Origin of the sequence: Thalassotalea sp. LPB0316 (assembly GCF_014898095.1) — a bacterium.
Lineage (GTDB): Bacteria > Pseudomonadota > Gammaproteobacteria > Enterobacterales > Alteromonadaceae > Thalassotalea_G.
The window spans coordinates 2,747,346-2,762,036 of the sequence record NZ_CP062946.1 but is presented as its reverse complement, the minus strand read 5'-3'; the positions used below and the strand labels follow the sequence as shown (position 1 = coordinate 2,762,036).

12 protein-coding genes and 1 tRNA gene are annotated in these 14,691 nt (G+C 41.4%); 10 read left to right on the top strand and 3 right to left on the bottom strand.

Annotated elements, in window-relative coordinates:
- Nucleotides 1–146: 146 nt before the first annotated feature.
- The 7 genes from LP316_RS12410 to LP316_RS12380 all read left to right on the top strand — a co-directional run bounded on the left by LP316_RS12410 (nucleotide 147) and on the right by LP316_RS12380 (nucleotide 8,470).
- Nucleotides 147–1,733: an arylsulfatase gene (locus LP316_RS12410; RefSeq protein WP_193021469.1), complete on the top strand. Its 1,587-nt coding sequence runs from the start codon at nucleotides 147–149 to the stop codon at nucleotides 1,731–1,733.
- Nucleotides 1,734–2,112: 379 nt separating this feature from the next.
- Entirely contained in the window at nucleotides 2,113–3,081 is a 969-nt protein-coding gene (locus LP316_RS12405; RefSeq protein WP_193021468.1) for an AAA family ATPase, read from the top strand.
- Nucleotides 3,082–3,091: 10 nt separating this feature from the next.
- A complete protein-coding gene (locus tag LP316_RS12400) occupies nucleotides 3,092–4,024 on the top strand; it encodes a DUF58 domain-containing protein (RefSeq protein ID WP_193021467.1) in 933 nt (310 codons plus the stop codon).
- Entirely contained in the window at nucleotides 4,024–4,602 is a 579-nt protein-coding gene (locus LP316_RS12395) for a DUF4381 domain-containing protein (RefSeq protein ID WP_193021466.1), read from the top strand. The genes LP316_RS12400 and LP316_RS12395 overlap by 1 nt, the downstream gene beginning before the upstream one ends.
- Entirely contained in the window at nucleotides 4,595–5,575 is a 981-nt protein-coding gene (locus LP316_RS12390; RefSeq protein ID WP_193021465.1) for a vWA domain-containing protein, read from the top strand. The genes LP316_RS12395 and LP316_RS12390 overlap by 8 nt, the downstream gene beginning before the upstream one ends.
- 1 nt (nucleotide 5,576) lies before the next feature.
- Complete coding sequence (locus LP316_RS12385; protein WP_193021464.1) at nucleotides 5,577–7,199, top strand: vWA domain-containing protein; 1,623 nt, start codon at nucleotides 5,577–5,579, stop codon at nucleotides 7,197–7,199.
- On the top strand, nucleotides 7,199–8,470 hold the full coding sequence (locus LP316_RS12380; RefSeq protein WP_226960849.1) for a BatD family protein: 1,272 nt from the start codon (nucleotides 7,199–7,201) through the stop codon (nucleotides 8,468–8,470). The genes LP316_RS12385 and LP316_RS12380 overlap by 1 nt, the downstream gene beginning before the upstream one ends.
- 34 nt (nucleotides 8,471–8,504) lie before the next feature.
- Here LP316_RS12380 and LP316_RS12375 read toward each other — a convergent pair whose 3' ends face one another.
- Together LP316_RS12375 and LP316_RS12370 are read right to left on the bottom strand one after the other, a co-directional pair.
- Complete coding sequence (locus LP316_RS12375) at nucleotides 8,505–8,642, bottom strand: hypothetical protein (RefSeq protein ID WP_193021462.1); 138 nt, start codon at nucleotides 8,640–8,642, stop codon at nucleotides 8,505–8,507.
- Between the two features lie 769 nt (nucleotides 8,643–9,411).
- The gene (locus LP316_RS12370) at nucleotides 9,412–11,115 is read right to left on the bottom strand and encodes an alkaline phosphatase family protein (protein WP_226960740.1); all 1,704 of its coding nucleotides are present in this window, start codon (nucleotides 11,113–11,115) and stop codon (nucleotides 9,412–9,414) included.
- Between the two features lie 225 nt (nucleotides 11,116–11,340).
- Here LP316_RS12370 and LP316_RS12365 point away from each other — a divergent pair.
- Nucleotides 11,341–11,431 (top strand) — tRNA-Ser (locus LP316_RS12365).
- Between the two features lie 514 nt (nucleotides 11,432–11,945).
- Here LP316_RS12365 and nhaR read toward each other — a convergent pair.
- On the bottom strand, nucleotides 11,946–12,842 hold the full coding sequence (nhaR, locus tag LP316_RS12360; protein ID WP_193021461.1) for a transcriptional activator NhaR: 897 nt from the start codon (nucleotides 12,840–12,842) through the stop codon (nucleotides 11,946–11,948).
- Between the two features lie 126 nt (nucleotides 12,843–12,968).
- Between nhaR and nhaA the strand changes: the two genes are divergently transcribed.
- Together nhaA and LP316_RS12350 are read left to right on the top strand one after the other, a co-directional pair.
- Complete coding sequence (gene nhaA, locus LP316_RS12355) at nucleotides 12,969–14,177, top strand: Na+/H+ antiporter NhaA (protein ID WP_193021460.1); 1,209 nt, start codon at nucleotides 12,969–12,971, stop codon at nucleotides 14,175–14,177.
- Entirely contained in the window at nucleotides 14,152–14,529 is a 378-nt protein-coding gene (locus LP316_RS12350) for a hypothetical protein (RefSeq protein WP_193021459.1), read from the top strand. Before nhaA ends, LP316_RS12350 begins: the two co-directional genes overlap by 26 nt.
- The last annotated feature ends 162 nt before the right edge of the window (nucleotides 14,530–14,691 follow it).

Genomic DNA, 14,691 nt, shown 5'->3' with positions numbered 1-14,691 from the left:
TGATTAAATAGCTTTCAATTTCGATAACACTTTATCGAAACAATAGTGACACTTCTTAACAGCAACTCCCTTATCGTTTTGTAACACTGAACATGATTTATTTGAGTTAAAAATTAACGATTTACTACATTTTTGTGGAGTTTTTTATGCACGTAAAAACATTGGTAAAAAGCATTGCTGTTTCATTAACACTTGCATCGGTTACTGCGCCGGCACTTGCTACAACAGATACTTCTCGTCCTAACATCCTTGCAATCTGGGGTGATGACATTGGTCAAGACAATATTAGTGCGTACACTATGGGTCAAGCAGGCCACTTTACACCAAACATTGACCGAATTGCCAAAGAAGGCGCAATCTTCACGGACTATTATGGTGAAAACTCTTGTACTGCTGGCCGAGCGGCATTCGTTTTTGGCCAACACCCGATGCGCACTGGTTTAACGAAGGTGGGCTTACCTGGTGCCAAAGAAGGTGCAATGGAAGATGATGTTACCGTAGCTTGGTTACTAAAAGAAAAAGGCTATGTAACAGGGCAGTTTGGTAAAAACCACTTTGGTGATCGCGACTCACACTTACCGACGAACCACGGTTTTGATGAGTTTTACGGTAATTTATACCACTTAAATGCCGAAGAAGAGCCTGAAAATGAAGATTATCACCGCTTCATGTCACCAGAGCAGGTGAAAAAGTTTTCACCTCGAGGCGTGATCCATTCTTTTGCTGATGGCCGTTTAGAAGATACTGGCCCATTAACCAAAAAACGCATGGAAACAGCTGATGAAGAGTTTTTAGCACACGCATTAAAATTCATCGACAAGGCTCACAAAGAGGACAAGCCATTCTTCGTATGGTGGAACGCCTCGCGTATGCACGTATGGACTCACTTAAAAGAAGAATCGAAAGGCATTTCTAAGCGCGGTGGCTTATACGGTGACGGTATGGTAGAGCACGACGGTCATGTTGGTGTTTTACTTGATAAATTAGACGACCTTGGTATTGCAGACAATACTATTGTTATGTACTCAACTGACAACGGTGCAGAAAAGTTAACTTGGCCTGATGGCGGTACGGTGCGTTACAAAGGTGAGAAAAACACCACGTGGGAAGGTGGCTTTCGAGTGCCGGCAATGGTCCGCTGGCCAGCGAAAATTCCAGCAGGTCAGGTAGTTAATGAAATTGCCGCTCACAATGATTGGTTGCCAACATTTTTAGCGGCGGCAGGTGATGATCAAATCACTGAGCGCCTAGCCAAAGGTACCAATATTAGTGGTCGTGACTATAAAGTTAAATTGGATGGTTACAACTTACTACCGTCGTTAATCAAAGGCAAGAACACGGTAGCTGACGACAATACAGACTGGCCACGTAAGCAGTTTATTTATGTTACTGACAGTGGTGAAGTTGCAGCTATTCGTATGAACGATTGGAAAATCTTATACTTGCAACAAGAGTGCGAGGGTTTAGATGTTTGGGTTTGTCCTTTAGTTCAACGTCGTGCTCCTTTGATCACGAACTTACGTCAAGACCCTTATGAAGAAGCACATTCAGAGTCAGGTGCTTATGAAAAATGGTGGATTGATCGTATGTACATGATGGCGCCTGCTGCAACAGAGGTAATTAAATTCTTGCATACGTTTAAGGAATACCCACCATCACAAATCCCTGGTGACTGGACATTTGGTTCGGTAGTTGACCAACTAGGTATATGGGAAAACGTAACTAACAAATAATTGTTAGGCAATAAAGCAAGAGCTAATAATCGCTCTTGCTTTGTTTTAACTGTGGTTACTCAATCGTCATCGCAGAGAAAAACTCTGGCGATAGCTAAGTCATCAGCAGTTTTGCATATTGATTTCATCACATATTTATGAGGTTATAAGAATATCAGATTATATCGCTTAGTTTTTTAATAAAATTTATTTGTTAATTTAAGGTTACAAAGTCGTGAATTTGCAATAAAAACTAGGTACACTCAAAGCATCATCAGCAAAATATATACTGTCGAAAATCTTGGTATTTGGCTTTGGTAAAATGCCAGTTTGGCAAAATAAGTTTTTGATGAGTTTGCTATTTTCATCATGTCGTTAAAGGATTGTAAGAAGATAAATTATGACAACGTTACTAGATCAAGTAAAAGCGCTTCAAGCAGAAGTCAATCAGTCAGTACTGGGCCAAGAAAAGTTAGTCAATGCACTAACAATTGCGTTATTAACTAACGGTAATGTCTTGCTAGAAGGTTTACCTGGTACAGCAAAAACTCGTTCGATAAGAACCCTTGCTAAAGTGCTTACTGCTAACTTAGGGCGTATTCAATTCACACCTGACTTACTGCCGTCAGATGTTACAGGTACAGAGGTTTATCAAGAAGTAGAAGGCAAACCGACGCTAACCTTTAAAGAGGGGCCTATCTTTAATAACTTAGTCCTTGCTGATGAGATTAACCGTGCGCCTGCTAAGGTACAAGCCGCCTTGCTTGAAGCGATGGAAGAGCGCCAAGTTACCGTGATGGGCAAAAGCTACAAACTGCCGCCACTATTTATGGTACTGGCGACACAAAACCCCATTGAGCAGGAAGGGACGTATCCGTTACCTGAAGCACAAATGGATCGCTTTGCCATGAAAATCAACTTAGATTACCCAGACGATGAAGCTGAATTATCGATTATTCGCTTAGTTCGTGGTGAAGAAGCTCAACAATCTCATACACCTGTTCAAGTTGAGCAAGAGGTCATTTTTCAGGCGCGTGAAGCGGTAACGAGTATGCATATTAGTGAAGACGTCGAAAAGTACATTGTCGCTATTATCATGGCTACGCGCAAACCTGAACGTTACACTGATAGCCCACTTAAAGACTGGATAGCCGTTGGTTCGAGTCCGCGTGCAACGATAACCCTGGACAAATGTGCTCGTGCGCAAGCCTGGCTAAATGGCAAAGATTACGTCGATCCTGACGATGTTCGTTCTATTGTTGCCGATGTGCTGCGTCACCGCATTGCCTTGAGTTATGAAGCGCAAGCCGATGGCGTGACAACTGACGATGTCATTAGTGAAATCATCAAGCAAGTTGCTGTAATTTAACGCGAGGCTCATGATGAGAGAGCAAGCGCTAGATGAAAGAATTCATACCTCATTAAAGCATTTGATGCGCCTTAAGCATCATGCACACGGTTTTAGTTTTTTACCAAAACAACCAGTGAAAAGTGTTTTAATGGGCCGTAAACGATCGACCATACGTGGTCGGGGTTTAGACTTTGTCGAACTGCGAGATTATCGCCCCGGCGATGATATTCGCTCGATGGATTGGCGTGTAACCAATCGAATGCGCAAACCTTATGTTCGGATTTATGCCGAGGAAAAAGACCGTCCTGTGATGATTATTGTTGATCAGCGCAGAGGTATGTTTTTTGGTAGTCAGTGGAAAATGAAGTCGGTTATTGCTGCGGAACTCGCTGCGCTTACCGCATGGAAGGCCCTTGACGACGGTGATCGCATAGGCTTTATCTTTTTAGGTGATGAAAATTTTGTTGAATGCCCACCGACGCGAAGTCGCGCTAAAATTCAGCAATATATGGCGCTACTTGCTAAATTTAATCAAAGGTTAACGGCAACAGGTAGTGGCAAAAAACAAGTACTTTCTATGCCTGAGTTACTCGCTAAATCGGAAAAACTCATTACTCATGATTATCTTGTTATTGTGATTTCAGATTTCAATGAGCGCCAATCAAGGGTGTTGACTAGCCTGTCAAAAATTACAGAGCACAATGATATCATCGTGTACTACGTAGCCGACTCGCTTGAGCATGACATTGCTAAATTACAAGACATGGTCGTCGGCGACGGTGAATTTCAAATGCAAATTGATGCAACCAATCAAGCGCTAGTCGATGATTACAACGCATACACAAGAGCTGCGATTAAAGCTATTTCGCAAACCTTTGCCAAACACAATATTCCCATGTTGAGTTTTAATACCCATGACGATGTCGCTAAGCAAATTCGTCAGTATCTAGGAGCGGCATAATGAGTCAAGAAACTGTGCCTATTGAAATGCCGTTTGGCAATTATGCGCTGCAGGGAATGTCTGAAATAGCTTTACCTGATCCATTGCCCATTCTCCCGCTGGCACCTGCTTGGAAGTACGTTTTTATCCTATTAACGGCTTACTTAGTCTATCGCATAGTCAAACAAACTATTTATGCAGTAAACAATCGCTACCGCAAACAAGCGAAACAACAACTCATGTTACTCGCAGCAAATACGCCGAGCCATGCGGGGCTTAGTGACATGGCGCAATTGTTAAAAGGAACATCACTGTACGTCTTTGAGCGCGACCAAATTGCTTCATTAACTGGCCGGCAATGGTTTGATTTGTTAAACCAGCAAGCTAACCAAGAGGTCTTTGATGACGAAACGGTCAACTTACTCAGTGCTAATTTGTATAAAAAACCTAGCGAAGAAGTTGACGCTGCGAAGTGGCAGCAAATTGTTAGTCAAATTACCACTTGGCTCACTGTTCACCCTTATACAGGTGTTAGACCATTAGTTAAGCCGATAACGTTGCCAAGCTTGAAGTTATTGAGAGGGCAAAAGGATGTTTGAAGTTGTATACCCGTGGTTACTCTTGTTATTACCACTGCCTTGGTTCGTACGATTTATACCCGAGTATAAACAGCAAACTCATATGGTGACGGTACCGTTTTTTAAGTACCTCATCGATGTCTCAGGTGAAAAACCGCAAAGTGGTGCCGAGGTTGTTAAGCCCAATAAACTACAGCGCTTTGTTTTACTAACAACTTGGTGCTTATTGGTGCTAGCGGCGGCAAAACCACAATTACTAGGTGAACCAATCGAACAAACTAAAACAGGCCGTGATTTGATGGTTGCGGTTGACGCTTCGGGATCAATGAGTGCGCAAGATTTTGAAATATCGCCAGGCGAAAATGTTGACCGGTTAACTGTGGTTAAATCGGTATTACAAGAATTGGCGACTCAACGCGAGAAAGATCGTTTAGGTTTGATTATTTTTGGCTCGGCTGCCTATTTACAAATGCCGTTTAGTGAAGATCACAAAACCTGGCTGACGTTACTCAATGAGTTGCAAATTGCGATGGCAGGACCTAGCACCGTAATTGGTGATGCTGTTGGCTTGGCGATTAAGCATTTTGAAGAGAGTGATACCGATAACAGGGTGTTAATTATACTCACTGACGGCAATGACTCAGGCAGTAAAGTGCCCCCAGTAGATGCCGCTAAAATAGCGCAAACCTATGGTGTGAAAATTTATACCATCGCGATTGGTGACCCAAGAACGGTAGGCGAGCAAAAGCTCGATACAGAGACGCTTGAGCGCATGGCTGAAATAACTGGTGGTGGTTACTTCCAAGCACTCGATACGCAAGAGTTAGCCAATGCTTATCAGGCGATTGCCGATATTGAGCAGCAAGAGTTTTCATCGATTAGCTTTCGACCGAAAAGCAGTTTGCATCACGTGTTAATCGGTATTGCATTAATGCTTAATCTCTTGATGATTTTTTATTTAAGTATGACAAACAAGTCAAAGGTGGCTGGATAGTATGTTAGAAACCCTTTTTCCAGATCAGTTCTTTCAACAGTTTCACTTTTTGCGCCCATGGTGGGGCTTATTGTTTATTGTGCTTGGTTACTTAATATGGAAAAACAGCCAAAGCCAAGATAAACGAGATAAGCAAAATAAAGCGTTTGCACCTCATATTTATGACCAGTTGGTCGCGAATAAAGAAGCCAATAAAACGTTTTCGCCCAAATTCATGGCTTGGGTTTTACTTGCCACCATTATTGTTGTGATGATGGGACCCAGTTGGCAACGCCAACCTTCGCCATTTTTAGAAGATGCGTCAGTGTTATTTGTTGTACTTGATGCAAGCGAGTCGATGGCAACGGAAGATATTCAGCCTTCTCGCATTGAACGAGCAAAACACAAAATCGAAGATTTACTCAATCAACGAGACAGTGGCTACACCAGTCTCATTGTTTATGCTGGTAGCGCACATACTGTATTGCCATTAACCAATGACAAAGATATTTTGATTAATTATTTGTCGGGGGTTACACCTGAAATTATGCCTAAGCAGGGCAAGTTTGCCGATAATGCGCTTGCTATTATTGAGCAAGTACCGATTGACGATACAACACCGGCAACGGTTCTGCTTATTTCTGATGGCTTAACTGAGACTGACCAAAAAGCGTTTACCGCGTTTTTTGATAAATACCCATATCAATTATTGGTTTATGGTGTTGGTCTTACCCAGCAAGAGCAAGATGCTCAAGGCGTGAGTTATGCAACGTTAGACGAGCGCTCACTGACTGCTTTAGCAAGTGATACCGGTGGCTATTATCAAAAAATTACCATCGATAAAACAGACGTAGACACACTAGTGAGTAAAACGAAAAACTTTTTCGTTGTCGCTGATGAAAAACACGCACCTTGGATTGATGGTGGCTATTGGCTCATTTTTCCTGCAATGCTGTTTTATTTACTGTGGTTTAGAAAGGGGTGGAGTATTCGGTGGACGAGTTTTGTCTTTGCTTTGGTCTTGTTGCCATCGACACCTTCTTACGCGCAAGAAACTAGCTTTATTGAACAATGGGTAACACCGAATCAACAAGGGCAGTGGTATTTTTACACCGGCCAATATGGCAAAGCAGCGCGAGCATTTGAAAATACTCATTGGAAAGCAACCTCTTATTATATGAACGAGGAATGGGAGTTGGCAGCACAATACTTCTCTCGTTTAAAAACGAAAGAAGCGCGTTTTGCCCTCGGTAATTCGTATGCCCACAATGAAAGCTATTGGGAAGCTGAAGAAGTGTATTTGGATTTACTCGAGGAATATCCCAACTGGCCAGAGGTGCAAAACAACCTTAAGCTGGTTCGAGTCATTATCGAGGCTAGAGATTTGATGAGTGAATCTCAACAACAAGATATGGAAGAGCAGTCTGAAAGTTCGCAAGAAGCAGAAAATGATAAATTCCATAAGTCTAAGGGGCGTAAGGAAGAGGTTCGGGGTAAGCAGGTGGAAGTCAAACAATATAGCGCTGACGAAATTCTCAATGATGCGGCGCTAAATAAGATGTGGATGAAAAACGTGCAAAAAGATCCCGCTGCTTTTCTGGCCAATAAGTTCCAAGCTCAAGTGAATAATAGGGGGAGTCAGTGATGTTACAACGCTTATTGTTGACCCTTTTTTTATTGGCGATGACGCTGCACCTCCATGCAGCAACACTTGAAGAACTCGTTGAACAAGAAAAAGTCTCTGTTGATATCAAGCTTGTCGAGTCAGGTGAGCTTGTTGTCGGTCAAGAGTTAACGGTTACTTTAACATTCGCCACACAAACTTGGTTTAAAGGGGCCAATCGCTTTACCTTACCTGAGATCCCTAATGCCGTTGTCGTTCAGCGAGATACCTTCGGTAGCAATGAAACTCAGCGAATTAATGGCGAAACTTGGGTAATGCAGCACAAGCGTTTTTCTGTTTTTCCTCAAACGAGTGGTCGCTTTGAAATTCCTGCTATCAAAATCGATATGAAGGTATTTGTACCCGGAGTAGGCGATGTATCAGGCGAAGTTTACTCGAAGCCCTTGAATTTTGAAGTTTCTGTGCCAGCTGAATTAGCCTTTGTTGATACGTGGTGGCCAGCAAAATCGTTTAAGGTATCTGAACAGTGGGATAAGTCATTTGACGTGTTAAAACCGGGTTTTTCGATTGAAAGAACGATTACTATCGAAGCTGATGGTTTACTCGCAATGATGCTACCAGAGATAAATCATCCGCCAATTAAGGGGCTTGCTCATTATGTTAAGCCGCCTCAATTACTTGATGACAACACTCGCGGTAATAAGCTAGCTAAACGTATTCAAAAAATTGATTATGTTGTCGAGGAAAGTGGTGAAGTGGTTATTCCAAGTGTCGAGTTCACTTGGTATAACACTGAAAGTCAAACCGTTGAGTATATTACGATAGAGGCGCAAGTCGTTGAGCTAGGTCAACTATCTCCAAAAGAGAAATTAATAAAGTTAGCTAAACAAATGGCTAATTATTGGCAGGAATTAGTTGTCGGTTTACTTATTTTTATTGTACTTATATACGCCTGGAAGAAGCTGAGTATCAAGCGAGTCAAACCGCGTTACCAGGCGAGTAAAGTTAAAGGCCAATTAGCTCAAGCAAGTCACGATAAAAACGCGCGTCGGTTTATCAAATGGGCATATGTTTACCTAGACTGGTTTAGTGGAGCTGATAAGGTTAACCTTTTAAGAGCGGAAAAAATTGACAGTAATACGTCATTAAATGGTTGTTTTGACTCGGTTTTTGCTGAACAGGGTAAACAGCCAGTTAAATTGACATCAGCGTTGAAATACGTACTAAAAACTAAACGAGTTGCTGGTAAATCAACCCAGCGTGTTGATTTATCGATGAACCCAAAAGATTAATTTACTTATCAGACAGTTGCTAGAGAGACTTTAATCACGCAATGATACTATTGTCGGTGATGTGCGCTTGGTAACCGTTTACTGTGTTTCGATGCAATGCTCCCCCTGTTTGAGGATAGCGTTGCATCGACCAATTACTCTTACAGCGAACCACGGCATTAAGTATTGACATTAAAACTATACCTGTAAACGGCACAACGTCATTGCCGCGTATGTCAACATGGATGTAGGTAATTAGAATAATGCAGGGGGCAATTATCGAGGCGGTAATCTCTAATCGCTATCGTCATTGCCGCGTATGTCAACATGGATGTAGGTAATTAGAATAATGCAGGGAGCAATTATCGAGGCGGTAATCTCCAAACGCTACCGTCATTGCCGCGTATGTCAACATGGATGTAGGTAATTAGAATAATGCAGGGAGCAATTATCGAGGCGGTAATCTCCAATCGCTATCGTCATTGCCGCGTAGGCGGTAATCTCCTCTTGTAGCATAACAAAGATACCCGACGACTCGGGTATGACTCGTAATATCATTACCGCGAATGCCTATATGGATGTAAGTAATTAGAATAATGCAGGGAGCAATTATCGAGGCGGTAATCTCCAAACGCTACCGTCATTGCCGCGTATGTCAACATGGATGTAGGTAATTAGAATAATGCAGGGAGCAATTATCGAGGCGGTAATCTCTAATCGCTATCGTCATTGCCGCGAAGGCGGTAATCTCTTATGCGCTCGCTGTGTGTTCAGGAGGTTGCGGTTTTCACCGCAATAACGGAAGCATTTAATTAACTTTTACCGATCTCCGCCATTGGACAAAAAGGGGTTAAATGACCTGTCTCACTTTTATGTGCACATCACTTCAATAGTAAATCCTCATAGCGTCATAAAAAAAGCTCCTAATAAAGGAGCTTTTTAGTCTGTGCAATTAGCGATAATTAAGGTTGTTTTTCAACTACCTGCGTTAGCACTTTACCATTCGCCCCTGAAGGTGAAAGCGCGCCAATGTAGGCTGATAAGGTCGGTGCAATATCTGTAGTCGAAACTTGGTCATATACTCTGTGTGGCTTTACATTATGGCCGGCGAAGACGATTGGTACGTGTTGGTCGTAGCGCCACGGTGAACCGTGATGAACAGCAACATGTAAGCCTTCCATATCATTTATAAATGAATGCGGGCTAAATACCAAATAAATATCACCTGAGCGAGCTGCATTGTGGTTGTTAGCCACTGCCATCATTTCCTGTGTTGGCTGCAATTTACCTTGTTCAATCGCAACACTACTCACTGCACTAGCAATTTCTGGGAATTGTTTAAAGTATTCGACGATTGTCTGTTCAACCTGACCTTTATCTAATTTATGTTGCTTAATTACCTCGTGATCTAAATAAATATAAGGTGCTTGAAAGCTCAGAATTAATGGTTTGTCGGTTTTGTAAGCCTTCATTAGCTGATCAGATAATGTCTCTAATTGCCATGTTTTAGGTTTAATAGCCTGTGCATTCAAGCCTTGTTCTTTTGCGTACTCGACAGAGTCAGGACCGCCGTGATCAGACGATAAAACAATAAGCGTGTTGCGCAGGCCTACTTTGTTGTCGATATAATCGAGTAAACTGGCAATGGTTCTATCAAGGCGTAACAGGTTATCTTCCATTTCTAAGCTAGATGCGCCAAACATATGACCAATGTAATCGGTTGAAGAAAAACTTACTGATAAATAATCGGTTACTTTGTCCTGACCAAGTTTTTCACTAGCGATAAGCTGCTTAGCAAAGTCAGCTGTTAATTCATCACCAGCAGGGCTTAGCGTTAAAAACGTCGTGAAATATTTGTTTTTCGTATTGCCATAGGCATGAGGGAAGGTATTGCCAAAGCCTGGGAAGTTGATTTCACCAGCTTGATCGTCTTTACCATTAAACAAATAGCGAGACTCATCGTACATTAACGACCAGTTCGCATCTTGATAGCGTAAAAAGTGGTTTTGGTCATTCCACTCATTGACCCAAGTAGGGTATTGGTCATAATAATAATTACTGGTGACAAACTGGCCTGATTTTTTTGAAAACCAAAACGCTTTGCCTTTATGTCCTGCCATAGAAACTGCGCCACGGTCTTTTACGGAAACCGCAAAGACTTTTGCTTGGTTACTGGTATAAGCCAATAACTCATCACTGAAGGTTGATACCAGCATGTTGCTGGGCGAACGACCTGAGCTTCTTGCTGCTTTTTGTGTCGGGTCTATTTCAGTGGCTTTGTTAACATCGGCATTTTTCGACAACAACACGTAGTTAGGATCTTCAATATTATAAACTAAACGTTGCTCATTTCGGTCGAACCATGTGTTACCTATCATACCGTGAACCGCAGGTGTCGCACCTGTAGCGAGAGTAGCGTGGCCAACGATGGTTTCAGTATTCGCGTGAGGATGAAACGCATTGTGGTATACGGCGCCGTTTTTGTATAAATATTTAAAGCCTTTTTCACCCATGTTTTTCATGTAGCGAGACGGCAGATCAGCACGCAACTGATCAACGGTAATTTGTAAAACTAGCTTAGGTTGCTCGGCTAATAAATGAAATGGTGCAACACTCAGGATAATAGCGCTTAGTAGCTGATATTTTTTGATTTTTAATCGTTTCACTTTTGGTCACCTATAAACTATGAGGTTTAATGATATTTACTTTAAACTATCATATTACTCTTATGACTTTAGCCAGTTTTTGTAATTAAAACAGTAGAATTTATGTAAAACTGTGTGTTTTATCATCAATCAGTCATAAAAATCATTTTTGCGACAAATTTTACTTTACAAAGCGAGTCGCTCTCATTACTATGCTCACCGTTTTAGGGCAACCTATAAACAATTGGTGAGATGGCTGAGTGGTCGAAAGCACCGGTCTTGAAAACCGGCATACGTTTGTAGCGTATCTAGGGTTCAAATCCCTATCTCACCGCCATATACAAACAATAAAGCCTCGCAATTGCGGGGCTTTATTGTTTTTATTGGTTTGAAAAGTATTGAACCCTTGAGAGGGTTCACAAAATTGTCTGGAACAATTTCGAATAGCGATAGCTAGCCCAAAGGGCAAAATACATGGATGTATTTTGTAAATCCCTATCTCACCGCCATTTTTAAAGAAAAACCGATTCGAAGGAGTCGGTTTTTTGCTTTTAGGGTTCAAATCCTTCAATTCCTTATTGGCACCGCCATATACAAACAATAAAGTCTCGCAATTGCGGGGCTTTATTGTTTTTATTGGTTTGAAAAGTATTGAACCCTTGAGAGGGTTCACAAAATTGTCTGGAACAATTTCGAATAGCGATAGCTAGCCCAAAGGGCAAAATACATGGATGTATTTTGTAAATCCGCTTATTCCAAATAAGCACCGCCATATTATCGAAAAGCCCAACTCGAAAGAGTTAGGCTTTTTACTTTTAGGTTCTCTAAACTGTCAGGAGCTGTTTTAGCTATTATTGATTAAACACTTTACTGTATTCGCTAATCGCAACGAGTGCTGGATGCTTGAATTTTCGTTCCGAGGTAATCAAGTATAGCTGCTCTTTTATTTCTTCTGTTCTGCCTACAACTTCTACTTGATAAGTTTCCAATACGTGGCGCTCGACAATCGTTGGCGTACAAAATATACCATAGCCGGCTTGACCGAATAATTTGGTTAGCGCGCTATCGTCAAATTCTGCGACAATGTTAGGTTTTAGATTATTATCTTTCAACCAAGAGATAACACTGATGCGCATAGATGATTGCTCGCCAGGGATCAACAGTTTTTGCTGATTTAAGCACGCCGGAAAGCCACCTTCTAACGTTGCCACTTTATTCTTAGCAATATAAAAGGTTAGGCCACTCTCAATAGTTTTGTGGTTGTAGGCTTTGATTTTTCTACCGGGAGGAATAGGGCAGTCTGATAATATTACATCTAGCTTGTTGAGCGCTAATTGCGCGAGTAAATAGTCAAGTTCCCCTTCGCGACATACCAGTTTAATGGGTATGTCGCCATCGAGAACGGGTTTTAAAAATTCGTAACTAAATACTTTAGGGATAACATCAGTGATGCCAACGGTAAACGTTAGTTTTTGATTCAGCGTACTTGGCTCAAGATTTTGCAGTAACTCATGACCTAAGCTAAAAATGTCTTCCGCATAAGCTAACACCAATTTCCCGTGTTCGTTGAGTATCAGCTTCTTTCCAATACGGGTGAATAGTTGAATCCCTAAATAGTCTTCTAAAGTGGCAAGTTGTCCACTTACTGTTTGCGGCGTTAAATGCAGTATTTTACAGGCATTAGCAATGCTGCCTTCTTTGGCTATCAAGTAAAAATAATACAGGTGATTGTAGTTTAACTGTTTCATAAAACCTTCGCTCGTAAGATTTATTATCAGGTTTTTTCGAGTATACGATAAGTATAATTCGAATTTTAAATGAATTTTAGTTTATTTATATTGAACCATTGGTGACTAATTTAAAGGTGGAAGGTGATGACTAAAGAACATTTTAGACAAATGATCCAACACGATACGCTTGGCGGCTTATTATTGGTGTTAGCAGCGAGTATGGCTATGTTAGTTGCTAATTCTGGCTTGAGTGATATCTATAATGACTTTTTAGCCCTACCTGTGGCGATTAAGTTTGGTAGTTTTGAAATAGCTAAGCCACTGTTACTGTGGGTTAATGATGGTCTAATGGCTATTTTCTTTTTTCTTGTTGGTCTTGAGGTCAAACGAGAAATCATTGAAGGCCACTTATCATCTATTGAGCAAATTATTTTGCCCGCTATCGGCGCTATAGCCGGTATTGTTTTCCCAGCGTTGTTTTATGTTTGGTTTAACTGGGGAAATCCTGAGGCGATTATCGGCTGGGCGGTGCCATCGGCAACTGATATTGCTTTTGCCCTCGGTGTGTTTAGCTTATTTGCTAAGCACGTACCTTTATCGTTGAAGTTGTTTCTATTATCGGTGGCGATTTTTGATGATATCGGCGCGATTGTGATCATCGCACTATTTTACTCCCAAGATTTATCAACGTTGTCATTAACCGTTGCGGCCATTGGATTGGTTGTATTGTTTGTGTTAAATCGCTGTAATGTTAGATACCAAGCGGCTTATTTATTAGTTGGCGTTGTCGTTTGGGCTGCAGTATTAAAGTCAGGAGTACATGCCACACTCGCTGGTTTTGCATTAGCTTTATTTATTCCTCTTAAGGTTAAAAACGAAGACGGTAACCCAATGTTACTCAATCTAGAGCACAATGTGCAGCCGTGGGTGGCATTTTGTATTTTACCTTTGTTTGCCTTTGCCAACGCTGGCGTTTCGCTAGCTGGGCTTGAATTTGCCGATCTATTACATCCAGTTACCTTAGGTGTAATAGCAGGTTTATTTGTTGGTAAACAATTGGGTATTTTCGGTGCTTGTTGGTTAGCCATCAAGCTAGGCTTTGCCAAATTACCTGAAGGGGCTAACTGGCAACAATTTTATGGTGTATCTGTGCTATGCGGTATTGGCTTTACAATGAGTTTGTTCATTGGCTCGTTAGCTTTTGAAGGCTCAGGTACTGGATATTTCAACCAAGTCAAACTAGGTGTGTTAATTGCTTCAATATTCGCTGCCTTATGGGGTGGGTGGATGATCAAACTATCACAACCTAGAGAGCAGGAGGTAAGTTATGAAACGCGTAATAGTATTGGTTAGTGCATTACTGTTTTTCTCAGTGGCCAATAGCCAAGATATAAGAGCTAATTGTGAGCAAGACAGTAGTTCCGCAACCTGTCAGGCATATATTTCAGGACTTGTTGAAGGCTATATTGCTAGTAAGCAAAAATATATAGCCAAACAACCCGACTACGAAAGTGACTTTGCTACCAGAGTTTACGCGAGCCGAGTCAATAGTGCACGGGTTAGCTCGCTCAAAGCATCGCCTGCTTGTTTGCCTGATAATGTCGATAGTGATGAGATAGCAGATCAACTAGAACAGGCACTACCAAGTCAAGATTTAACCAAAGAGCTCGGTGAGTACTTACAGCAAAGGTTTCCTTGCGAATAGCAGAGATCACAACGAAGTATTATTGCTAAATGAAATATAAACCGAACTTTAATAGTTAAATATTTTATAACAAATTAACTTGTTTTTACTTTGGTAAACCCTATTTAAATCAGTGTGGCTAGATGGTCTCGATGAGAAATTTAGCCACCTTAATTGTTTTTA

Bases quoted from the DNA above. Each gene is read 5' to 3' on its own strand.
- LP316_RS12375 (WP_193021462.1), bottom strand. From the start codon at position 8,642: ATGTCAATACTTAATGCCGTGGTTCGCTGTAAGAGTAATTGGTCGATG.
- LP316_RS12410 (WP_193021469.1), top strand. From the start codon at position 147: ATGCACGTAAAAACATTGGTAAAAAGCATTGCTGTTTCATTAACACTT.
- nhaA (WP_193021460.1), top strand. From the start codon at position 12,969: ATGACTAAAGAACATTTTAGACAAATGATCCAACACGATACGCTTGGC.
- LP316_RS12380 (WP_226960849.1), top strand. From the start codon at position 7,199: ATGTTACAACGCTTATTGTTGACCCTTTTTTTATTGGCGATGACGCTG.
- LP316_RS12400 (WP_193021467.1), top strand. From the start codon at position 3,092: ATGATGAGAGAGCAAGCGCTAGATGAAAGAATTCATACCTCATTAAAG.
- LP316_RS12350 (WP_193021459.1), top strand. From the start codon at position 14,152: ATGAAACGCGTAATAGTATTGGTTAGTGCATTACTGTTTTTCTCAGTG.
- LP316_RS12385 (WP_193021464.1), top strand. From the start codon at position 5,577: ATGTTAGAAACCCTTTTTCCAGATCAGTTCTTTCAACAGTTTCACTTT.
- LP316_RS12405 (WP_193021468.1), top strand. From the start codon at position 2,113: ATGACAACGTTACTAGATCAAGTAAAAGCGCTTCAAGCAGAAGTCAAT.
- LP316_RS12395 (WP_193021466.1), top strand. From the start codon at position 4,024: ATGAGTCAAGAAACTGTGCCTATTGAAATGCCGTTTGGCAATTATGCG.
- LP316_RS12390 (WP_193021465.1), top strand. From the start codon at position 4,595: ATGTTTGAAGTTGTATACCCGTGGTTACTCTTGTTATTACCACTGCCT.
- nhaR (WP_193021461.1), bottom strand. From the start codon at position 12,842: ATGAAACAGTTAAACTACAATCACCTGTATTATTTTTACTTGATAGCC.